A 20,407-nucleotide genomic window follows, 5' to 3' on the forward strand; every position below is an offset into this window, starting at 1 on the left:
TCCTACATTTGTTATATGGAAAACGTCAAATCATTTAAGTCAACCCAACCTACTCGCAACCCAGTTATCAACCTCGAAAAAGGGAAGTTACCTCCTCAAGCACTGGATTTAGAGCTGATTGTTTTAGGTGCGATGATGATTGATAAAAAAGGTGTTGATGATGTTATTGATGTTTTACATCCAGAAGCTTTTTACAAAGAAGCACACCAAGAAATTTACCGTGCTATTTATGCCTTATTTCAAGAATCTAAACCAATAGATATTAAAACTGTTTCTAATCAACTTAGAAATAGTGGAAAGTTAGAATTTGTTGGAGGAGATTTTTACCTTATTAATCTTTCGCAAAAAGTGGCGTCTTCTGCGCATATCGAGTTTCACGCACGAATTATTCTTCAAAAATTTATTCAACGTAAGTTAATTGGATTATCAACTGAGATAATTGAAGAAGCTTATGACGAAACTGTAGATGTATTTGATTTATTAGATAGTGCAGAAACAAAATTATTTGAAGTTACTCAAGGAAACCTTAAAAAGGGCTCTGAAAATGCAGAAAGCCTTGTAAGACAAGCTATAAATAAAATTGAAGAGATTTCAAATAGGGAAGGAATGAGTGGTGTGCCATCTGGTTTTACAAAACTAGATGCTTTAACCTCTGGTTGGCAGCCAAGTGATTTAATTATCTTAGCAGCTAGACCTGGTATGGGTAAAACGGCTTTTGTACTTTCTATGGCTAAAAATATCGCCATTGGAGCAAATCAAGGTGTTGCTGTATTTTCATTAGAGATGTCTTCGGTTCAGTTGATTACGCGTATGATATCAAGTGAAACAGGTTTACCATCAAGTAAATTGAGAAAAGGAAATTTGGAAGATTACGAATGGCAACAGCTTAATGTAAAAGTTAAGAATTTATCCAATGCGCCTATTTTTATTGATGACACTCCATCTTTATCAATTTTTGATTTACGTGCTAAGGCAAGGAGACTTGTTTCTCAACACGGAATTAAAATAATAATTATTGATTATTTGCAATTAATGACTGCAGGTGGTGCTTCAAAAGGAGGGAATCGTGAACAAGAAATTTCAACCATTTCTCGAAACCTAAAAGCACTGGCTAAAGAATTAGATGTGCCAGTAATTGCGTTATCTCAGTTGTCTCGTGCCGTAGAAACTAGAGGGGGGAATAAAAGACCATTATTATCCGATTTGAGGGAATCTGGAGCAATTGAACAGGATGCAGATATTGTATCTTTTATTTACAGACCAGAATATTATGGAATGACCGAGTGGGATGATGATGATCACACTTCTTGTGAAGGGCAAGGTGAGTTTATTGTGGCTAAACACCGTAATGGTGGTTTAGAGAACATTCGATTAAAATTCGAAGGACATTTGGCAAAATTCTCAGATTTAGAAGAAAGTATTAGTACAGAATTCCAATCTAAGATGAATGCAGAATTGCCAGAAAGCGCTCAACATATAAATCCTGCTGATGCTTTTGATGACGGAGACGTTCCTTTCTAATACAAATTATTTTTATGGATTTTAAAAGAGCTTTGTTAATTGCAAAACTAGGATGCCTAATTACAGGTTTGTTTTGGTGTGCAATTGCAAATGCTTCTTTTATATACATACCGATGTCTGCTGATGGACAATCCAACCATCTCAAAGCATACGGAATCACTTACATGGCAATTTCAAAAGGCTATAAAGCGCAATGGCTTCTCAATTATGAAGGTGGAGCCTTTCTTTTAGAGCACTCGGAAGAAGTGGCTAATGAATGTGTGATAAGGGGAGTCTCTTATGCAATTATTTCAGATGTAAATGCCGCATCGATATTAGAAGAAATTGCTAGTCCGTCTCAAAATATGGAGGCTGTTATTTTAGAAAAAGCTCCAAAAATTGCTGTTTACTCACCAAAAAACAAGTTACCATGGGATGATGCTGTAACAATGGTATTAACCTATGCAGAAATTCCTTTTGATGTAATTTATGATGAAGAAGTACTCCAAGATGCACTGTTATTGTATGATTGGCTTCATTTACATCATGAAGATTTTACAGGACAATATGGAAAATTCTATGGTGCATATAGAGCAGCGCCTTGGTATATTGAAGAAAAAAAGGCACAAGAAACGCTTGCTAGCTCTTTAGGATTTTCTAAAGTGTCAGAATTAAAAGGTGCTGTTTCTCAAAGAATTTACGAATATGTTGTTCTAGGAGGATTTATGTTTGCCATGTGTTCAGCAACTGATAGTTTTGACATTGCCTTAGCATCAAATGGTGTTGATATTGCAGAAAGCATGTTTGATGGGGATCCTTCGGAAGCTGATTATCAAACTAAAATTGATTACAGTCGCACTTTTGCATTTACAGACTTTATACTTGAAAGAAGTCCAATAGTTTACGAGTTTTCTGATATAGATATGACACGTAAGCGTAGAATAGACCGTACTTCTGATTATTTTGCCCTTATGAATTATTCTGCAAAGTGGGATCCGATTCCAACCATGCTTTGTCAGAATCATACGATGATTGTTAAAGGATTTATGGGGCAAACAACCGCTTATGATTCTAGTCTCGTGAAACCAACAGTGTTAATAATGGGAGAGAATAAAATCAATGGAGAAGCACGATATATTCATGGTACTAAAGGTAAAGGTATGTTTACTTTTTATGGTGGACACGACCCAGAAGACTACAGTCATAGAGTAGGAGACCCAAAAACGGAATTAGACTTACATCCAAACTCTCCTGGGTACCGTTTAATTTTAAACAATGTTTTGTTTCCAGCGGCCAAAAAGAAGAAACAAAAAACATAAATTTTAGAATTAAAATAAGGATCAAACTTTCCTGAATTTTTAGTACAATTTTCCTTTGTTGAAAGCAGTTAAATCATGTATTTTTGTGCCGTTCAATTTAATATACTATTGTATGTCATCAATTACTGAATTACAAGATTTTGCTCAACAAGTTCGCAGAGATATTGTTAGAATGGTACATAAAGTTCAATCTGGTCATCCAGGTGGTTCTTTAGGTTGTACAGAGTTTTTTACAACTTTATACCAAGAGATTATGGATTATGATACCAACTTTAATATGGATGGTAAAGGAGAAGATTTATTCTTTTTATCAAACGGTCATATTTCTCCGGTATATTACAGCGTTTTAGCTAGAAGTGGCTTTTTTCCTGTGGATGAGTTAAACACATTCAGGTTAATTGATTCTAGATTGCAAGGTCATCCAACAACTCACGAGCATTTACCTGGTGTAAGAATCGCTTCAGGATCTTTAGGTCAGGGTATGAGTGTTGCAATTGGTGCAGCAGAGGCGAAAAAATTAAATGGAGATAATAAATTGATCTTCTCATTGCATGGAGACGGCGAATTGCAAGAGGGTCAAGTTTGGGAAGCTGCAATGTATGCTGCAGGTAAGAAAGTTGACAACATTGTTGCGACAGTTGACTATAATAAACAGCAAATAGATGGTTCTACTGACCATGTAATGCCTTTAGGAGATTTAAGAGCAAAGTTTGAAGCATTTGGTTGGGATGTAATGGAGATTGAAAAGGGAAATGATATAGAAAGTGTAATTGCTGGTTTAAAAGAAGCAAAATCTAGAACTGGTAAAGGAAAACCAGTATGTGTATTAATGCACACAGATATGGGACATGGAGTTGACTTTATGGCTGGTACTCATGCATGGCATGGAAAGGCACCAAGCGATGAACAATTAGAAAGCGCTTTAGCTCAAAACCCGGTTACTTTAGGAGATTATTAAAATATTTAAAGATATTATCTGAAAGCCACTTAAGTTTTAAGTGGCTTTTTTTATGACATTTTTAAGAGCTCTATGTAAGTAAAAATGTACATTTACGTCGTACAAAACGAAAGTTATTTCGTTTTAAATACCAACTTTATATGAAAATCGGAATTGTTTGCTATCCAACGTTTGGCGGTAGTGGTGTAGTAGCGACAGAATTGGGAATGGCCTTAGCTGATAAAGGTTATGAGGTTCATTTTATTACGCATAAACAACCGGTACGCCTTGACTTATTAGCAAAGAACATTCATTTTCATGAAGTATTTGTTGAAGAATATCCGCTCTTTCAATTTCAGCCCTATGAATTAGCTTTATCTACTAAGTTAGTTGAAGTAATTGCTCAATACGAGTTAGAAATTTTACACGTACATTACGCAATTCCTCATGCATATGCTGCTTACATGACTAAGCAAATGCTAAAACGTAAAGGAATTGATATAAAGGTAGTTACAACGCTTCATGGTACAGATATAACATTGGTTGGGAGCCATCCGACCTATAAAGCTGCAGTGGAGTTTAGTATTAATAATTCGGATTATGTAACTGCGGTTTCAAATGATTTGAAAAATGATACGTTACGCTTGTTCAATATTGATGTTCCAATCGAAGTTATTTATAATTTTATTGATTTTGAACACTACCCTAAAACTGGTGATGAAGTATGTAAGAGATCAGCATTGGCCGATGAAGATGAACGAATTATAACACATGTCTCAAATATGAGACCTGTCAAAAGACCTATGGATGTTATAGAAGTATTTGATAAAATTCAACAAGAAATTCCTGCTAAATTACTTTTAGTAGGAGAAGGACCTGTAATTGAACAAGTGGAATATCGTGCAAAGGAGTTGGGCATATTTGAAAAGATACTTTTTTTAGGTAATAGTAACGACGTTCATAAGGTAATGTGTTATTCAGATTTATTTGTATTACCCTCGAAAACAGAAAGTTTTGGTTTAGCCGCGCTAGAAGCAATGGCTGCAAGCACACCTGTAATTTCTACCAATGGAGGAGGATTACCAGAGGTTAATACTCATGGTATTACTGGTTTTTTAAGTGATGTTGGAGATGTAAATGATATGGCGAATAATGCACTTTATATTTTACAAGATCCAATCAATTTAGAAAAATTTAAAGCTCAAGCTTTTGAGCAAGCACAAAGGTTCGCCATTGAGAATATTTTGCCGCGTTACGAAGAAGTTTATAGAAATGTTCTTGTAGCTTGTTGTTAGCATTTAGTATATTTGGTGGTATTCAACCATGCCAAATTCTATGTTAAAGAAATTCGCCTTTTGCTGTTTATTTATATTTAGTTTTCTACTTGTACATTCTCAAATATCATTTACAGAAAATGCAGTATCACTAGGCGTTACAGCATCATATAATGGAAACGCACCGGAATACTTTGCAGGAGGGGTAAGTTTTGTAGATTTTGATGATGACGGTTGGGATGATTTGACTTTTTCTTCTACAGATGGAGAATCAGTTCATTTTTATAAAAACAATAATGGAACATTCTCTGAGATATTTCCAACGGGAATACTTATAACTAGTACAAGAACTATGCAGGTTCTTTGGATTGATTATGATAATGATGGCGATAAAGATTTTTTTATGATGTCTCATGATGGGGGTAATAAATTGTTTAAAAACAATGGTAGTTTTGAGTTTAGTGATAGTACAACTAATGCCGGAATAAGTACTTCAACAAATTTTGGTTTCGGCGCATCTTGGGGTGATTATAACAACGATGGATATTTAGATTTACTATTATTATTTAGAGATGAAGAGACAGATTCTGCTACTTATTATAATACGCTTTACAAAAATGATGGAGATGGAACATTTACTGATGTTACGAATATCGCCGGTTTACCTTTAACAGCTAACTTATCGTTTTGTGCCGCTTTTTTTGATTATGATAATGATGGTTATCAGGACATCTATATATCAAATGATAAGGCTAATAAAACCAATATTATGTATCATAATAATGGTGATGGTACTTTTACTGATACGAGTGTTTCTAGTGGTACAGATTTGGCGATAGATGCCATGTCTACAACAATATCTGATTACAACAATGATGGATTTTTAGATATTTATGTGACAAATTCTTTTGCAGGAAATGCGTTTTTAGAAAATAATGGCGATGGCACTTTTACAGATATTGCTTCTGCAAATGGTACTCTTATGGAAAGTTGGGCTTGGGGAGCAGTTTTTTTAGATGCCGATAATGATCAAGATGCTGATTTATATGTGAGTGCAATGCTGACATATGATCCTAGTATTTTATTGCCCTCTGCCTTTTACGTGAATGATGGAGCTGGAGATTTTTCAATCCCAATGAATGCAGGTTTTGCTAACGATAATAAAATTAGTTTCGCCAATGCTATTGGAGATGTTAATAATGATGGATTTCCAGAGATAGTTGTTGTAAATAGAGAAAGTAATCATTTTGTTTTTGAAAATAATAGCTCTTCAAATAATTATTTGAAAGTTAAATTAGAAGGAACTACAGGTAATAAAGACGGTATAGGTAGTTGGGTAAAGGCTTATAAGGATGGTGAAGTTCAGAATAGATACTCTCTAGCCGGAGAAGGGTTTATTTCACAGAATTCGTTAACTGAATTTATAGGATTGGGTAGTGAAACACAATTAGATTCACTAGAGATTCATTGGTTAAGTGGGATAAAAGATATTTACTACGATGTTAGTGCTAATCAAACTTTTACAGCAGTAGAGGGAGCTTCATTATCCATTGATAATAATCTTTTAGCTGAATTTCAAATATTTCCGAATCCAGTGAAGAATGAACTTAAGTTACAATTGTCTGGTAATTTAAATGGAGTAATAGAAATCTTTAATGCTTTTGGCAGTAAGATTAAAGAAATAGATGTCAATAATAAGAACTCTTTGAAATTCGATACATCCAATTTTGCAACTGGTATTTATTCAATTGTAATTAAATCAAGTGAATACAAATCGACTAAGAAATTTATTAAGTATTAATTATTATAGAAATCTAAGCTTTCTATTAATAAATCACTTGGTACTGCGCAATTTAAATTGAATTTCTCAAAATCACTAAGTAAGACAAAGTTTACTTGGCCACCAGAATTTTTCTTGTCATGTTTTAATAATTCAAGAATCGAAGGATAGTCTTTTTTAGAAATATCCACTTTTTCAAAAATTGCAAGTATTCCATTTTTCACTTCTTCCAGTTTGTCCTTTGGAAAATTAAATAACTTATAAGATAAATACGTTTCGGTTATCATACCAATCGCAATTGCCTCACCATGTGTTAAACTTTCTAAATGATCAGATTCTAAATAATGCGATTCAATCGCATGCCCAAGAGTATGTCCAAAATTCAAAATCTTTCTTAAACCTGATTCCTTAGGATCTTCTTTTACAACTTCATTCTTAATACTTATAGAATTGTGTATGATGAAATTTAAAACATTGTAATTTAAATTTTTAGAGCTGTTTACCTCATCCCAAAGTTTAGTGTCATATGTAAGCCCATATTTAATTATTTCGGCTATACCCGAAATCACTTCTCTTTGAATTAATGTAGATAAATAATTAGTATCAATTAAGACCATTTCTGGGTTAGAAAATACCCCGACTTGGTTTTTTAAAACGCCTAAATCAACACCAGTTTTACCCCCAACAGATGCATCAACCATACTTAATAATGTGGTTGGGATGTTTATAAATGAGATGCCACGCTTAAAAGTAGATGCTGCAAATCCACCCATATCAGTAATAACACCTCCACCAAGATTAATCATTAAACTATTTCGATCTGCTCCATACTCGGTTAATACATTCCAAAGGCCAACACACGTTTCAATATTTTTGTTTGATTCGCCAGATTCTATTTCAATAACTTCGATAGGAGCAACGGTTTCTAATTGTTGCGCAAGCGTTGGATAACAAAATTCTAATGAGTTTTCATCAACTAAAATAAAAATATTAGAAGGCTTTGAATCAGCAATATATTGATTCATTTGCTTGTATGCATCTTGGTTAAAATAGATATAATAGTTGTCAGAATATATGGCGTCCATTCAGTAAATTTTGCCTCAAAAATAAGCGTAAAAATGGGAAAATACGAATATCTTTGCATAGAATTGTTCGTAAATTATACCGCATGAAAAAATTGTTTGATAATACTGAAATTGCTTTTCAAATTAAGTCAGATTCTGAATTAGAAAGAGCATACTTTTTATTTAAATTAATTCAAAGTGAACCATTAGTTAAAATAGGTACGGCAGTAACGAATTTTGCGCTAAATTCTAAACTTCCAGTTGAAAAATTAATTCGCTCAACGGTATTTGATCATTTTTGTGGTGGTGTAACAGAGGATGATTGTTTGCCAACCATTGAGAAAATGTTTAGCAAAAATGTACATGCTGTTTTAGATTATTCGGTTGAAGGTAAGGAGAGCGAAGAACAGTTTGATAATGCATTAGAGAAAACACTTAAAACAATTGAGTTTGCTAAAGAAAAAATGAGTATTCCATTTGCAGTATTTAAACCTACGGGATTTGGAAGATTCGAGTTATATGAAAAAATTACAGAGAATAGAAGATTATCTGCCTCAGAACAAAAAGAGTGGGAAAGAGTAGTTGAACGATTTGATACCGTTTGCAAAAAAGCACATGAATTAGATGTACCTGTATTAATTGATGCCGAAGAGTCTTGGATGCAAGATGCTGCGGATAATTTAGTTGAACAAATGATGGAGACTTATAATAAAAATAAAGCGATAGTCTACAATACACTGCAAATGTATCGTTGGGATAGAATGGCTTATCTTAAAGAATTACATCAAAAAGCTAAGGCAAATAATTTTTATATAGGGCTAAAGGTTGTGCGTGGCGCATATATGGAAAAAGAAAGAGAACGAGCAAAAGATAACGGATATACCTCTCCAATTTGTATTAGCAAAGAAGCAACAGACGACAATTATAACGACGCTATTAAATACATGGCAGCGCATGATAAAATGGCTGTTTTTGCAGGAACCCATAATGAAGATAGTTCTTATTTGTTAATGGATATAATTGAAAAAGAAGGACTTAATAAAAATGATGCAAGAGTTTGGTTTGGTCAATTATACGGAATGAGTGATCATATCAGCTACAATTTGTCCAATCGAGGGTATAATGTTGCTAAGTACTTGCCTTTTGGACCTGTTAGAGATGTGATGCCTTATTTGATAAGGCGTGCAGAAGAAAATACATCAGTTGCAGGTCAAACAAGTAGAGAGTTAAATCTATTAAAATCAGAGCGTAAACGCAGAAAACTCTAAAATTTGAAGTTTGTTGTTTTACTTCGAGGAATAAATGTTGGTGGGCATAAGAAAATAATTATGTCTGAATTAAGTGAAGCTCTGTATAGTATTCAGCAAATAGATTCTGTATTGAGTTATATTCAAAGTGGTAATCTGGTTATAAATTCAAATTTGTCCAAAGAAGAATTATCTCAAGTTGTTGAAAAAGAGATTTTCAGATTATACAATTTTGATGTAGTTGTTATAATTCGCACAGCCGAAGAATGGGATGGTATTCTTTCAAATATTGAAAATATAGCAAAGAAGTCGCTTCATATAAATCGCGTATATGGAATTTTTCTGAACAAATACCCGAATAACGAAAATATAGAGAAGTTGAAAAAAGTGGATTTTTCACCAGATTCTTATATTGTAAACGGCAAAGAAATATTCACTATATATGTGAACGGAATGGGGAAGACAAAAATGAATATTTCTAAATTCGAGAAATTATTGGAATTAAATGCTACTGCAAGAAATCTAAATACGATTAGAAAATTAAAAGGTTTATTAGATGCGTAAACTTAATACTTACTTCACACTTTAATCCAATTAAAAGGACTACTTTTGCACTTTCAAAAAATAAGAGATGCAATCAATTAGAAACATTGCTATTATAGCACACGTAGATCATGGTAAGACAACCTTAGTTGATAAAATTATTGATCAGGCAAAAATTTTAGATGAGCGTAAAGAGCGTAAAGATTTATTATTAGATAATAACGATTTAGAAAGAGAAAGAGGAATTACGATTTTATCTAAAAATGTTTCTGTTAACTATAAAGGAGTAAAGATTAATGTAATTGATACTCCAGGTCACGCCGATTTTGGTGGGGAGGTAGAACGTGTATTAAAAATGGCTGATGGTGTTTTATTATTAGTTGATGCATTCGAAGGACCAATGCCACAAACAAGATTTGTACTTGGGAAAGCCTTAGAATTAGGATTAACTCCAATAGTTGTAGTAAATAAAGTAGATAAAGAAAACTGCACACCAGATTTAGTTCATGAAAAAGTTTTTGATTTAATGTTTGCCTTAGACGCAACAGAAGAACAATTAGAATTTACAACTGTTTATGGTTCTGCTAAAAATGGTTGGATGAATACTGACTGGAAAGAAGAAACAACGGATATTATTCCGCTACTAGATGCAATTCTTGAAAATATTCCTGATGCCCCTTATGTAGAAGGTACGCCTCAAATGCAAATTACATCTTTAGATTATTCTTCATTTACAGGAAGAATTGCGATTGGTAGAGTATACCGTGGTGATTTAGAGGTAGGTAAGGATTATCTATTGTGTAAAGCAGATGGTTCTACTCAAAAAGTAAGAATTAAAGAATTACATGTTTTTGAAGGAATGGGTAAAGCATCTGTTGATAAAGTAAGAGCTGGAGATATTTGTGCAGTTACAGGTATTGATGGTTTTGAAATTGGAGATACTATTGCAGATTTGAATGAACCAGAAGCATTGCCAAGAATTGAAGTAGATCAGCCAACAATGAGTATGTTGTTTACAATTAACAACTCTCCATTTTTTGGTAAAGAAGGTAAGTTTGTAACTTCTAGACACTTAAGAGATCGTTTATTTAAGGAAACAGAAAAAAATCTTGCACTAAGAGTAGATGCTACAGATTCTGAAGATTCATTTAATGTTTACGGTAGAGGAGTTTTACATTTATCAGTTCTGATTGAAACCATGCGAAGAGAAGGTTATGAACTTCAAGTTGGTAGACCGCAAGTTATTTTAAAAGATATTGATGGTGTTAAATGTGAGCCATTTGAAACTTTAGTTATTGATGTTGCTGAGGAATATGCGTCTAAGGCAATTAACTTAGTTACCTTAAGAAAAGGTGATTTAATGGTAATGGAACCTAAAGGAGATTTACAACATTTAGAATTCAATATTCCCTCACGAGGTTTAATTGGTTTAAGAAATAAAATTCTCACGGCAACGGCAGGAACAGCTATCATAAACCATAGGTTTAGTGAATACGCTGAGTTTAAAGGAGATTTTAGTGATGATTTAAAAGGTGCGATAATCTCCTCTGAAACTGGTAAAGCCACAGCTTATGCCATAGACAGATTACAAGATAGGGGTAGATTCTTTATTGATCCAAATCAAGATATTTATAAAGGGCAAGTTGTAGGAGAGAACAGTAAGAGTGACGATATGGGTGTTAACCTTATTAAAGGAAAAAAGCTTACAAACGTTCGATCTGCTGGAGCAGATGATGCAATGAAAATTGCTCCCAAAATAGATTTTTCATTAGAAGAGTGTATGGAGTATATACGTGAAGATGAATATTTAGAGGTTACTCCACTAAATTTACGTATGCGAAAAATCAGTTTTAGATAATAAAATTTAAAATATATAAAAAAAAAAGAGGTCCAGTAGGACCTCTTTTTTTGTTGAATTACAATATAAAAGGTGAAAAAAAGCCGCTTGAAATTGCATTTAAAAGATGATTTATATGGGTAAAAAGACTCATTTCGTGCATCATTCTCACTAAAAATCCGCTTCATTTTGCACATAATATAACTTGAATATAAGATTAAAATAGAGTTCTGTTAAACTATAACCCCATTTTTTCAAATTTTTTTTCAAAGCAATTTAGGTTGAATTAATAAAGTTATACTAGTTAACTCAAAAAAGGTGATATAATAGTATTAATAGGGGTTTCAAGCGTGAAATAGCGCATAATTAAATATAACTACTAAATATCTTTAAAGTTATATTGGGGTTAGAAAAAAATAAAAAAAGTTCAAAAAAATTTGGAGAACTAATATTTGATTTTATATTTGTGATCACCATTGTTGTATATACAATTGTTGTCCCCACAAATATGAGTAGTAATGATGAAAATGAAAACAATTTAGTACACAATGATCCTTTAAATACAATAAATAATTTATTGTCTGCAGGAAATTGGGTGTATGAAAAGTCAGCAGAGCATTTAAAACAATATGCATTGTCTGTTGAGCAGTACAACGTTCTTTTATTATTGAAAAAGTTAAACGGGGAACCAGCTAACCTAAGTACCATTCAAGATAATATGACTAGTAAAATGAGTAACACTACAAGATTGGTTGAAAAATTACGCTTAAAAGGTCTTTTAACAAGAGAACAATCTCAGGAGAATAGGCGAAAAGTAGAAATTAGGTTGACAGATAAAGGAGAAGTTTTTATTGCTGAAATACAGAAGAAGCAATCTAAACGTGACAAGGAGATTGTTAAGAAATTAACTAGTAGGGATATGATGACCCTAAACAAGTTATTAATAAAGCTAAGGTTTTGATATAGGAAAAAGTAATGAAAATTATAAAAATTCTAAGCATGAATAATTTGATAGTAGTTTGTAATTATTTCCAAAAAAATATCCCCACATAACCCCAAATTGATTAAAAGGCGATGTGTCAATAACTAAATAGATCAATCCGAAAACTGATTTTATTTAATTAAAGTAATCCGAACATTGGCGCATCGCATTAATCAATTCGAAAAAGAAATAAAGAATAGAAACAAGAGTAAATCGTGAGTAGGTATAAGTAAAGTAAGATTAGGTAGTTGTTAAAAGTATTCATTCAATTTAAGTAAACGATAAGCAATCCGAAAATTAATTTGAATTTCCTTTTAAAGAGAAGTAAATCTTTTAACACTACCTTTTTTTTAGGAAAGTTAATTAGTCTAACTTTTTTCTCCACGATGTTTAAAGATTTGTTTTACTTTGATTTTCTTATGTCTCTAACCATTTTGATAATTAATTAGTTGTACAAGATTCAAAGATTTCGAACAGATAGGTAAATAATATGAAATATATTTTAAAAGCAGTCGCAACGCTTAAATAGTTTAATATGTCGTCCCCACAACGGTAGTTTCTATTTAAGTTTAAATTACGACTGCATTATATGGTATATCATCAAAACTAAAACAAGATGTTTCTGTTTAATAATTTAGCCTAGAAATAATAAAAAGGGGATTTTTAGAGCTTTCGGGATATGCTCGCAATATTACATAAATTACTGGAAATATACAAAGTCAAATTGCGAAATATTAATGAATATTTAATATGCTTATTGGATGCAAATTATTGAATTCCAATAATTAGAAAGCTCTTGCACTATGATGGTAGGATTTGAATTATTCTCAAATTGAAAAACACTACACCCTGCATTATACCTTTATTTGCAAATGTCAATTTATTTTATTATACTTGTTAAGTCATAGTACCCCATTTATGACACTTCCCCACGAATTGTTTAAATGTAACTTATCCAGGTTGTATAACCTTGGAATTAATTTTTGTATTATGGGTGCTAAAAGAAGTATAATTTTAGGTTTATTATTTGTAACATTTTTCCTTTGTTTAGGGATTTTCGCGTAGTTTAAAATCCTACTTTATGAATTATGTTTTGGTTTCAATATAATATTGAAACAAGAGATTTATTGCTGAAAATTAACAGAAAATTTAGAGTTTTTAAAATTTCTTTTAAATTTTGATGAGTTTTTTTATTTTCTGTATTTTGCGATAAACAAATCAACTTAACTAATTTGTATGGTCTACATTGTATTTGGAGTTTCCGGTAGCGGTAAAACTACTATCGGTAAGCTTCTGAGCCAAGAATTAAATCTTCCATTTTTTGATGCGGATGATTTTCATCCGGAGGCTAATATTTTGAAAATGGAAGAGGGTCTTCCTCTTAACGATAAAGATAGGGAACCTTGGTTAAATCTATTAAAATCAGAAATAGACTTATGGAATAGGGATGGAGGAGCAATTTTAGCTTGTTCAGCTCTAAAAAAATCATATAGAAAATTACTTTCCGAAAATAATGAGGTAAAATGGATTTGGTTATATGCGCCTTATCAAGTAATTGAAAAAAGATTATTTAACCGGCATAATCATTTCTTTGATTCTAAATTACTTAAATCTCAATTTGAAACATTGGAAAAACCTGAAAAGGGTATTTGGGTATCTGCCGAACACAAGAAACAGGATGTACTATCTGCACTATTGAATAAAATTAAAGCGTCTTCTTTTGGAGTTTTAGGTTTGGGAGTTATGGGTAAAAGCTTGGCATTAAACATCGCTAGAAAATCTAATTCAATATCTGTATTTAATAGGGAGGTGCCAGGGAAAGAGGAGGATATAGCACTCGATTTTGTAAAAGAACATAAGGATTTAGCTATCAGAGGATATAATAACTTAAATAGTTTTATTGATTCATTAGAACGACCTAGGAAAATTTTAATCATGGTTAATGCAGGTAAGCCTGTAGATATTGTCATAAATGATTTGATTCCTTTACTAGATGAGGGTGATATAGTTATTGATGGAGGAAATTCTCATTACAAAAAAACAAAAAAACGGTACGAACTACTAAAGTCTTATCAAATCCATTTTATAGGAATGGGGGTTTCCGGCGGTGAAAAGGGTGCTTTAAATGGACCTTCAATGATGCCAAGTGGAGAATTTGTGGCCTACAGTAAAGTGTCTGACATATTAGAATCTATTTCAGCAAAAGACAAAAATGAAATTGCTTGTTGCTCATTTATTGGTCCGGAAGGTTCTGGACATTTTGTAAAAATGATTCACAATGGCATTGAATATGCTGAAATGCAACTTATAGCAGAAGTGTACTATGCATTAAGATATTTGGCTGAAGTTAATCAAGAAGAAATTGCAAATATCTTTGAATCTTGGAAAAATGATGATTTGAATAGTTATTTACTTGAAATAACTATTGATATTCTCAGAAAGAAGGAAGGAGAAGAGTATTTACTTGATGTTATTCTTGATCAAGCCTCCCAAAAAGGTACTGGAGGTTGGAGTACTAATACCGCTTTAGAGTTGGGAAAACCCTTAAATACAATTGCTGATGCTGTTTTCGCTCGATATATTTCAGCAATGAAAGATATCAGGATTGAAATGGATGCTAAATATAGCGATATAAGGCATTATGAATGCTCAATAGATACAAATCAGCTTAAAGATGCCTATAAATTTTCAAGAATTGTAAATCATGCGATTGGTTTTGATGTTATTGAACAAGCATCTAAGGAGTATGACTGGAATTTGAACCTTTCTGATATAGCAAGGATTTGGACAAACGGTTGTATAATTCGTTCAGATTTAATGGAAACACTCGTGCATTGGTTAAAATCTAATAACCACTTGTTTATGAATGATGAGTGCAGTTTTATTTTAAAAGATACTTTTAGTAATGCAAAAATTAATCTTTCTAATGCAATTTTGAATGGTTGTCCAATGACGGTTCATTCATCTGCGCTAAATTATTTTTTAATGATGACTAACGCACAATCTTCAGCCAACATGATTCAAGCACAGAGAGATTATTTTGGTGCTCATACCTATCAGAGAATTGATAGGTCGAAAGCTAATTTTTATCATACCAAATGGTAGGTGTAAATAGGTATATACCTGTCTTATTATTATTGAACATTATTATAACTATATCGTGTTCTAACCAACAAACAAAACCACAAATGATCTTAACTAAGAAAAAAAAATCAAAAATTGCAAGTTTTCAATTATTTACCTTATCAAATCTTAACGGTCTAAACTGTAGTTTATCCAATTATGGGGCTAGAGTAATTAGTTTGTTTGCTCCAGATAGAAATGGAGATTTTAAAGATATTATTGTAGGTTATGATTCTGCTGAAGACTTTTACACTAAACATGATGCGTATTATGGAGCCACGGTTGGAAGGTATGCAAATCGAATTAAAGATGGAATTTTTAAAATAGATGATAAGAAGTTTCAATTGGCAATCAATAATGGTAATAATGCACTTCACGGTGGTGTTAAAGGATTTGATAAACAGTATTGGAATGTTGTTTCAACTTCAAAAAATTCAGTGAAGTTTAGTTATACTTCTAAAGATATGGAAGAAGGGTACCCTGGAGAACTTTTTATTGAAGTTACATATGTATTGACTGATAAAAATGAGTTGGAAATTAGTTATAAGGCCACCTCTAGTAAAAAGACTGTAATAAATGTAACGAATCATGCTTATTTTAATTTAACAGGTTCAACTAAGAACGATATTTTAAGCCATAAACTTCTTATAAATTCTGATTTTATCACGGAAGTCGATACCAATGTTATACCTACCGGTGAGTTATATCCCGTTGAAAATTCGCCATTTGATTTTAGAAAAATGAAAACCATAGGAAAAGAAATCAACCTAAAAAACGAACAATTAAATTTAGGTGGAGGATATGATCATAATTTTGTGCTAAATTCAAAAGAATTAGCGGCAAAAGTTGTTGATCCAATATCTGGGAGAACATTAGAAGTTTATACAACTGAACCTGGTATTCAATTGTATACTGGTAATTTTTTACGTGGTGTTATTGGGAAAAATGATGAACCAATTAACAAGCGGACAGCTTTTTGTTTAGAAACACAACATTTTCCTGATAGCCCGAATAAGCCTCAATTTCCTTCAACAATTCTAGATGTAGGGCAGGTTTTTACCTCTAAGACAATTTATAGATTAGGGGTTGAGTAATTTACTACTTTAAATCTACATACATATTTGAACCGGTAGGCAATTCTTTTTTAGAATTGGTTAATTCAATAAAATTTGATTCATTGAACCTGTTTATTTGAATGTACCCCCTATTTCCAGTGGTAATAAATGTAATAGCTCTTTCAAATAGTGGTTCGTTAACATCACCTAGTATACCTAAATTTCCAAAATCTTCTGCTAATTCAATATCTGGAGCAATTCCATCAGGAACATTTTCTCCTAATTTATTTACAATTTCCAAAACAATTGGTTGCATCGCCCATGTGTGATTAGGGTTCGCCCCTGAACGTTGAAAGTTATCAGAATCATATAAAGTAACAGACCCTACAGTTTTGCCTTCAGTAGTTGTGCCTATTGTAGTCACATCTATGTAAGGGTTTAAGCCATTAATAACCAGCTCGCTTGCGGATGCTGAGCTTCCTGTAGTTAACACTATCAATTTATCGAGATTTAAGCTATTTATGGCACTGCCATTAATGATTCTATCTGTAAAATTGTTTACAATAGCATCCGGATTGTTCTCTTGAAAATAATTTTGCCATTTGACATTCCAAAATTCTTGAGCATATAATTCTCCAGTAAATTGTCCTGTAATCATACTCGATAAATAGTTTGATGTTTGAACGGAACCTCCAGAATTATACCTTAAATCTAAAACTAAATCAGTAACACCTTGACCCAGGAATCCTGCGAAAACAGTATTTAAATCTTCATCAAAAGCTCTCGTAAAACTATTGTACATTAAGTAACCAATTTTTTTCCCTCCAATGTCATAGGTTTGAGTAACTAAGATTGGGTTCTCTTGAATTTCTTCTTTGGTTAAATTAACAGAAATACCATTATCAATAGGGTTTCCATTATTGTAATCTGCAAGGTTTAATGTGTAAGATTGCGTATCAAATAATAACTGACGGTAATTACTAATCGTTAATTGAGTGCCGTTAACTGCATCAAAAATATCGCCTCTTTCAATATTTTTACCATCGGCATCTGAACCAGGAATTATATAGCGCACATAACCAAATAGGTCAGTTTGACTACCAGTTTCAAAAACCAACCCAAACTCAACACCGTTCGTTCCGACAATACCACTTTGCAATAGGTCATCTAAAGCTATGTAATCATCCACAATCCAAGAATATTTGTCAGTAATAGGGTAGTTGTTTAACAAGCTATAAAATAAGTCAGCTGGATCACCAAAATTCTCTATATATGTATTTAACTCTTCTTGAGAACTAAATCGCTCATCAGATAAATCTGGTATATCTTGTTGCCAAAAATAAAAGGCGTTCAAGCCCTTCCAAATAAAATCTTGTACTTCTAAATTCTGAGGGATATTTTCACCTTCGTCCTCGCAACTAATAAAAATAAAGACAAATGCTAAGGTTAATACTGAGAATAAATTCTTCATATGCGTAGAGTTTTATACAGCTTTGAGTCGCAATATAAATATTTTTTTTACAGACCTTGTTACAAAAACGAGAGTAAGTCGTTATAATTGTATAGAAGCAAAAAAAATAACAACAGCTAAGCTACTAACAACAATGAAACAATCTGAATTTTTGAATTTGGTAATGCCATTTAAGGATAAGGTATATAGATTATCTAAGCGTTTGTTAGTATCTAGTGAAGAGGCTGAAGATGCCACTCAAGAGTTGTATTTAAAGCTTTGGAAAAATAAAGAAAAAATAAGTTCTTATAAAAATGTGGAAGCTTTTGCAATGACTATGACAAAGAATTATTGCTTTGATAGATTAAAATCTAAACAAGCGAGCAATATGAGTTTGGTACATAGTAACTATAAGGAGAAAGGCGAAACATTAGAAAGAAAAACAGAGTTAAACGACAGTGTTTCTATAGTTCACAAGTTAATTGAGGAATTGCCAGAACAACAACGCGCAATAATTCAATTAAGAGATGTAGAACAGTATGAGTTTGAAGAAATAAGTAAAATGCTCAATTTAAAGCCAACTGCGGTTAGAGTAGCTTTATCGAGAGCACGTAAAAGTATAAGAGAACAATTGATAAAACAACACAATTATGGAGTTAGCTAAAATTGAGCAATTGTTAGAAAAGTATTTAGAGGCCGAAACATCGGTTAAAGAAGAGCAAGAATTATCATCTTACTTCAGTGGGGGTGATGTAGCTCCACATCTTGAGCAGTATAGGCCTTTATTTGTGTATTTCGCAGAAAGTAGAACCGAGACCTACACAAAGACCATTCAATTAAAAAGTCAAAAGTCGAATTGGAAATGGTTGTCTGTTGCAGCATCAGTAGTATTACTTTTTAGTGTGTACACTGGGTATAATGAATACCAAGTATATCAAGCGGAGAAAGCATTTGAAGATACAAAAATGGCTTTTCAGATGTTGAACAAAAACTTAAATAAGGGTACTGCAGCGATAGCTTATTTAGGAGAATACGAAACAACAACGAACAGAATATTTAAACCAAAAAATTAAGAGAATCATGAAAAAATTAGTTTTAATTATAGCAATTGTAATGGCGCCATTTGTTACACAAGCGCAAACTTCAATATTTGATAAATATGATGGGCAAGATGGTATTACCACTATAGTAGTTACTAAAAAAGCATTTGAGTTAATGAATACCATGGCAAGTGGTAGTTCAAGTGAAGAGGCTCAGGAATATGCAGAATTGATTGGCGGGTTGAAAGGCTTGAGAGTATTTACTACAGAGGATAAAGCAATTGCGGATGATATGAAGAATACCGTAAATAAATATTTAAAATCTTCTAAGCTTTCTGAGTTAATGCGTGTGAGCGATAAAGAAGCAGATGTTAAAATCTATATTAAAGAAGGGAGAGATTCAGATCATGTAGAAGAATTGTTAATGTTTGTAAATGGCCTAGAGAAACATTTTGATGGTCATGAGGGTAGATCTGCAGAAGCTGTTATAGTATCTTTAGTTGGAGATATTGATTTAACTAAAATTGCACAATTAACAGAAGAAATGAATATATCTGGTTCTGAGCACCTTAAAAAAGCGGGCGAGTAACCAAATAAGACAAAGTCGGTTGTCTCTGATCGTCGGAGGCAATCGATTTTTATAACAACTAACTAAAATCAAGAACTCTTAAATGAAAAATAAAATTATAAATACTGGGTTAATCTTAGTTGTTGCTTTCTTAGCAATGGCTTGTGATAGCTACCCATCACTACAGAAATACTATGTAGATAGTAAAGAGAATAGAGAGTTTATATCTGTAGATATTCCGGCTAGTATTGTATCTCTTAAAGATACTGATGCATCTGAAGAAGTACAGGAAACACTAAAGAGTATTCGTAAAATAAACTTTTTAGGATTTCAATTAAAAGAAGAAAATATAACTAACTACACAGCAGAGAAGGATAAGGTAAGAGAAATCCTTAAGAATCCTAAATATCAAGAGCTAATGCGTTTGAGTGATCAAGGTAAATCTTTGATGATTAAATATGTTGGAGAAGATGATGCAATTGATGAAGTAATTCTATACGGAAGTGATAAAGAGCTAGGTTTTGCTTTGGTAAGAGTATTAGGAAAAGATATGGACCCTTCTAAAATGATGGCTTTAGCAACAGAAATCCAATTAAATAATGATAGCGGCTCTATGAATCAAGTAGAGAATTTTTTTAAGGCGCTTCAATAAAATCCAACCATCCATTAAAGTTAGAAAGCCATTGGC

At 32.5% G+C, this 20,407-nt stretch carries 17 protein-coding genes; 15 read left to right on the forward strand and 2 right to left on the reverse strand.

Annotated features, from left to right (window positions below; genetic code table 11):
- Positions 1-15: 15 nt before the first annotated feature.
- The 5 genes from dnaB (at position 16) to ACYQ5R_RS09280 (ending at position 6,831) form a co-directional block, all read left to right on the forward strand.
- Entirely contained in the window at positions 16-1,521 is a 1,506-nt protein-coding gene (gene dnaB / locus ACYQ5R_RS09260) for a replicative DNA helicase (protein ID WP_460190654.1), read from the forward strand.
- A gap of 14 nt (positions 1,522-1,535) precedes the next feature.
- Positions 1,536-2,819 (forward strand): asparagine synthetase B, encoded by a 1,284-nt coding sequence (locus tag ACYQ5R_RS09265; RefSeq protein WP_460190655.1) that lies wholly within the window; start codon positions 1,536-1,538, stop codon positions 2,817-2,819.
- Between the two features lie 112 nt (positions 2,820-2,931).
- Positions 2,932-3,777, forward strand: coding sequence for a transketolase (locus tag ACYQ5R_RS09270; protein ID WP_460190656.1), 846 nt, complete (start codon positions 2,932-2,934; stop codon positions 3,775-3,777).
- 140 nt (positions 3,778-3,917) lie between these two features.
- On the forward strand, positions 3,918-5,051 hold the full coding sequence (bshA, locus tag ACYQ5R_RS09275; protein ID WP_460190657.1) for an N-acetyl-alpha-D-glucosaminyl L-malate synthase BshA: 1,134 nt from the start codon (positions 3,918-3,920) through the stop codon (positions 5,049-5,051).
- A 40-nt stretch (positions 5,052-5,091) separates the two neighbouring features.
- Complete coding sequence (locus ACYQ5R_RS09280; protein ID WP_460190658.1) at positions 5,092-6,831, forward strand: FG-GAP-like repeat-containing protein; 1,740 nt, start codon at positions 5,092-5,094, stop codon at positions 6,829-6,831.
- Here the strand turns inward: ACYQ5R_RS09280 and aroB are convergent.
- Positions 6,828-7,895, reverse strand: a complete 1,068-nt coding sequence (aroB, locus tag ACYQ5R_RS09285; RefSeq protein WP_460190659.1) for a 3-dehydroquinate synthase — start codon at positions 7,893-7,895, stop codon at positions 6,828-6,830. The two genes, ACYQ5R_RS09280 and aroB, sit on opposite strands and share 4 nt — an antisense overlap.
- Before the next feature lie 83 nt (positions 7,896-7,978).
- Here aroB and ACYQ5R_RS09290 point away from each other — a divergent pair, with 83 nt between their 5' ends.
- The 6 genes from ACYQ5R_RS09290 (at position 7,979) to ACYQ5R_RS09315 (ending at position 16,700) form a co-directional block, all read left to right on the forward strand.
- On the forward strand, positions 7,979-9,142 hold the full coding sequence (locus ACYQ5R_RS09290; protein ID WP_460190660.1) for a proline dehydrogenase family protein: 1,164 nt from the start codon (positions 7,979-7,981) through the stop codon (positions 9,140-9,142).
- Between the two features lie 3 nt (positions 9,143-9,145).
- A complete protein-coding gene (locus ACYQ5R_RS09295) occupies positions 9,146-9,685 on the forward strand; it encodes a DUF1697 domain-containing protein (protein ID WP_460190661.1) in 540 nt (179 codons plus the stop codon).
- 67 nt (positions 9,686-9,752) lie between these two features.
- Complete coding sequence (typA, locus tag ACYQ5R_RS09300) at positions 9,753-11,522, forward strand: translational GTPase TypA (protein ID WP_460190662.1); 1,770 nt, start codon at positions 9,753-9,755, stop codon at positions 11,520-11,522.
- 487 nt (positions 11,523-12,009) lie between these two features.
- Positions 12,010-12,462: a MarR family winged helix-turn-helix transcriptional regulator gene (locus ACYQ5R_RS09305; protein WP_460190663.1), complete on the forward strand. Its 453-nt coding sequence runs from the start codon at positions 12,010-12,012 to the stop codon at positions 12,460-12,462.
- Positions 12,463-13,719: 1,257 nt separating this feature from the next.
- Positions 13,720-15,588 carry an NADP-dependent phosphogluconate dehydrogenase gene (gene gndA / locus ACYQ5R_RS09310; RefSeq protein WP_460190664.1) on the forward strand — a complete coding sequence of 623 codons (1,869 nt, stop codon included), beginning with the start codon at positions 13,720-13,722 and terminating at the stop codon, positions 15,586-15,588.
- An 83-nt stretch (positions 15,589-15,671) separates the two neighbouring features.
- Positions 15,672-16,700, forward strand: a complete 1,029-nt coding sequence (locus ACYQ5R_RS09315; RefSeq protein ID WP_460190665.1) for an aldose epimerase family protein — start codon at positions 15,672-15,674, stop codon at positions 16,698-16,700.
- 4 nt (positions 16,701-16,704) lie between these two features.
- Here ACYQ5R_RS09315 and ACYQ5R_RS09320 read toward each other — a convergent pair whose 3' ends face one another.
- A complete protein-coding gene (locus tag ACYQ5R_RS09320; protein WP_460190666.1) occupies positions 16,705-18,132 on the reverse strand; it encodes a S41 family peptidase in 1,428 nt (475 codons plus the stop codon).
- Between the two features lie 133 nt (positions 18,133-18,265).
- Between ACYQ5R_RS09320 and ACYQ5R_RS09325 the strand changes: the two genes are divergently transcribed.
- From ACYQ5R_RS09325 to ACYQ5R_RS09340, 4 genes are all read left to right on the forward strand, one after another.
- The gene (locus ACYQ5R_RS09325) at positions 18,266-18,775 is read left to right on the forward strand and encodes an RNA polymerase sigma factor (protein ID WP_460190667.1); all 510 of its coding nucleotides are present in this window, start codon (positions 18,266-18,268) and stop codon (positions 18,773-18,775) included.
- Positions 18,762-19,184, forward strand: coding sequence for a hypothetical protein (locus ACYQ5R_RS09330; protein ID WP_460190668.1), 423 nt, complete (start codon positions 18,762-18,764; stop codon positions 19,182-19,184). The genes ACYQ5R_RS09325 and ACYQ5R_RS09330 overlap by 14 nt, the downstream gene beginning before the upstream one ends.
- 7 nt (positions 19,185-19,191) lie before the next feature.
- A complete protein-coding gene (locus ACYQ5R_RS09335) occupies positions 19,192-19,740 on the forward strand; it encodes a DUF4252 domain-containing protein (protein WP_460190669.1) in 549 nt (182 codons plus the stop codon).
- Positions 19,741-19,822: 82 nt separating this feature from the next.
- A complete protein-coding gene (locus tag ACYQ5R_RS09340; protein WP_460190670.1) occupies positions 19,823-20,371 on the forward strand; it encodes a DUF4252 domain-containing protein in 549 nt (182 codons plus the stop codon).
- Positions 20,372-20,407: the final 36 nt, after the last annotated feature.

This window comes from Urechidicola sp. KH5 (genome assembly GCF_054661455.1).

Excerpts from the sequence above, each read along its gene's own strand:
- dnaB (WP_460190654.1), top strand. The coding sequence starts at position 16 with ATGGAAAACGTCAAATCATTTAAGTCAACCCAACCTACTCGCAACCCA.
- ACYQ5R_RS09265 (WP_460190655.1), top strand. The coding sequence starts at position 1,536 with ATGGATTTTAAAAGAGCTTTGTTAATTGCAAAACTAGGATGCCTAATT.
- ACYQ5R_RS09270 (WP_460190656.1), top strand. The coding sequence starts at position 2,932 with ATGTCATCAATTACTGAATTACAAGATTTTGCTCAACAAGTTCGCAGA.
- bshA (WP_460190657.1), top strand. The coding sequence starts at position 3,918 with ATGAAAATCGGAATTGTTTGCTATCCAACGTTTGGCGGTAGTGGTGTA.
- ACYQ5R_RS09280 (WP_460190658.1), top strand. The coding sequence starts at position 5,092 with ATGTTAAAGAAATTCGCCTTTTGCTGTTTATTTATATTTAGTTTTCTA.
- aroB (WP_460190659.1), bottom strand. The coding sequence starts at position 7,895 with ATGGACGCCATATATTCTGACAACTATTATATCTATTTTAACCAAGAT.
- ACYQ5R_RS09290 (WP_460190660.1), top strand. The coding sequence starts at position 7,979 with ATGAAAAAATTGTTTGATAATACTGAAATTGCTTTTCAAATTAAGTCA.
- typA (WP_460190662.1), top strand. The coding sequence starts at position 9,753 with ATGCAATCAATTAGAAACATTGCTATTATAGCACACGTAGATCATGGT.
- ACYQ5R_RS09305 (WP_460190663.1), top strand. The coding sequence starts at position 12,010 with ATGAGTAGTAATGATGAAAATGAAAACAATTTAGTACACAATGATCCT.
- gndA (WP_460190664.1), top strand. The coding sequence starts at position 13,720 with ATGGTCTACATTGTATTTGGAGTTTCCGGTAGCGGTAAAACTACTATC.
- ACYQ5R_RS09315 (WP_460190665.1), top strand. The coding sequence starts at position 15,672 with ATGATCTTAACTAAGAAAAAAAAATCAAAAATTGCAAGTTTTCAATTA.
- ACYQ5R_RS09320 (WP_460190666.1), bottom strand. The coding sequence starts at position 18,132 with ATGAAGAATTTATTCTCAGTATTAACCTTAGCATTTGTCTTTATTTTT.
- ACYQ5R_RS09325 (WP_460190667.1), top strand. The coding sequence starts at position 18,266 with ATGAAACAATCTGAATTTTTGAATTTGGTAATGCCATTTAAGGATAAG.
- ACYQ5R_RS09330 (WP_460190668.1), top strand. The coding sequence starts at position 18,762 with ATGGAGTTAGCTAAAATTGAGCAATTGTTAGAAAAGTATTTAGAGGCC.
- ACYQ5R_RS09335 (WP_460190669.1), top strand. The coding sequence starts at position 19,192 with ATGAAAAAATTAGTTTTAATTATAGCAATTGTAATGGCGCCATTTGTT.
- ACYQ5R_RS09340 (WP_460190670.1), top strand. The coding sequence starts at position 19,823 with ATGAAAAATAAAATTATAAATACTGGGTTAATCTTAGTTGTTGCTTTC.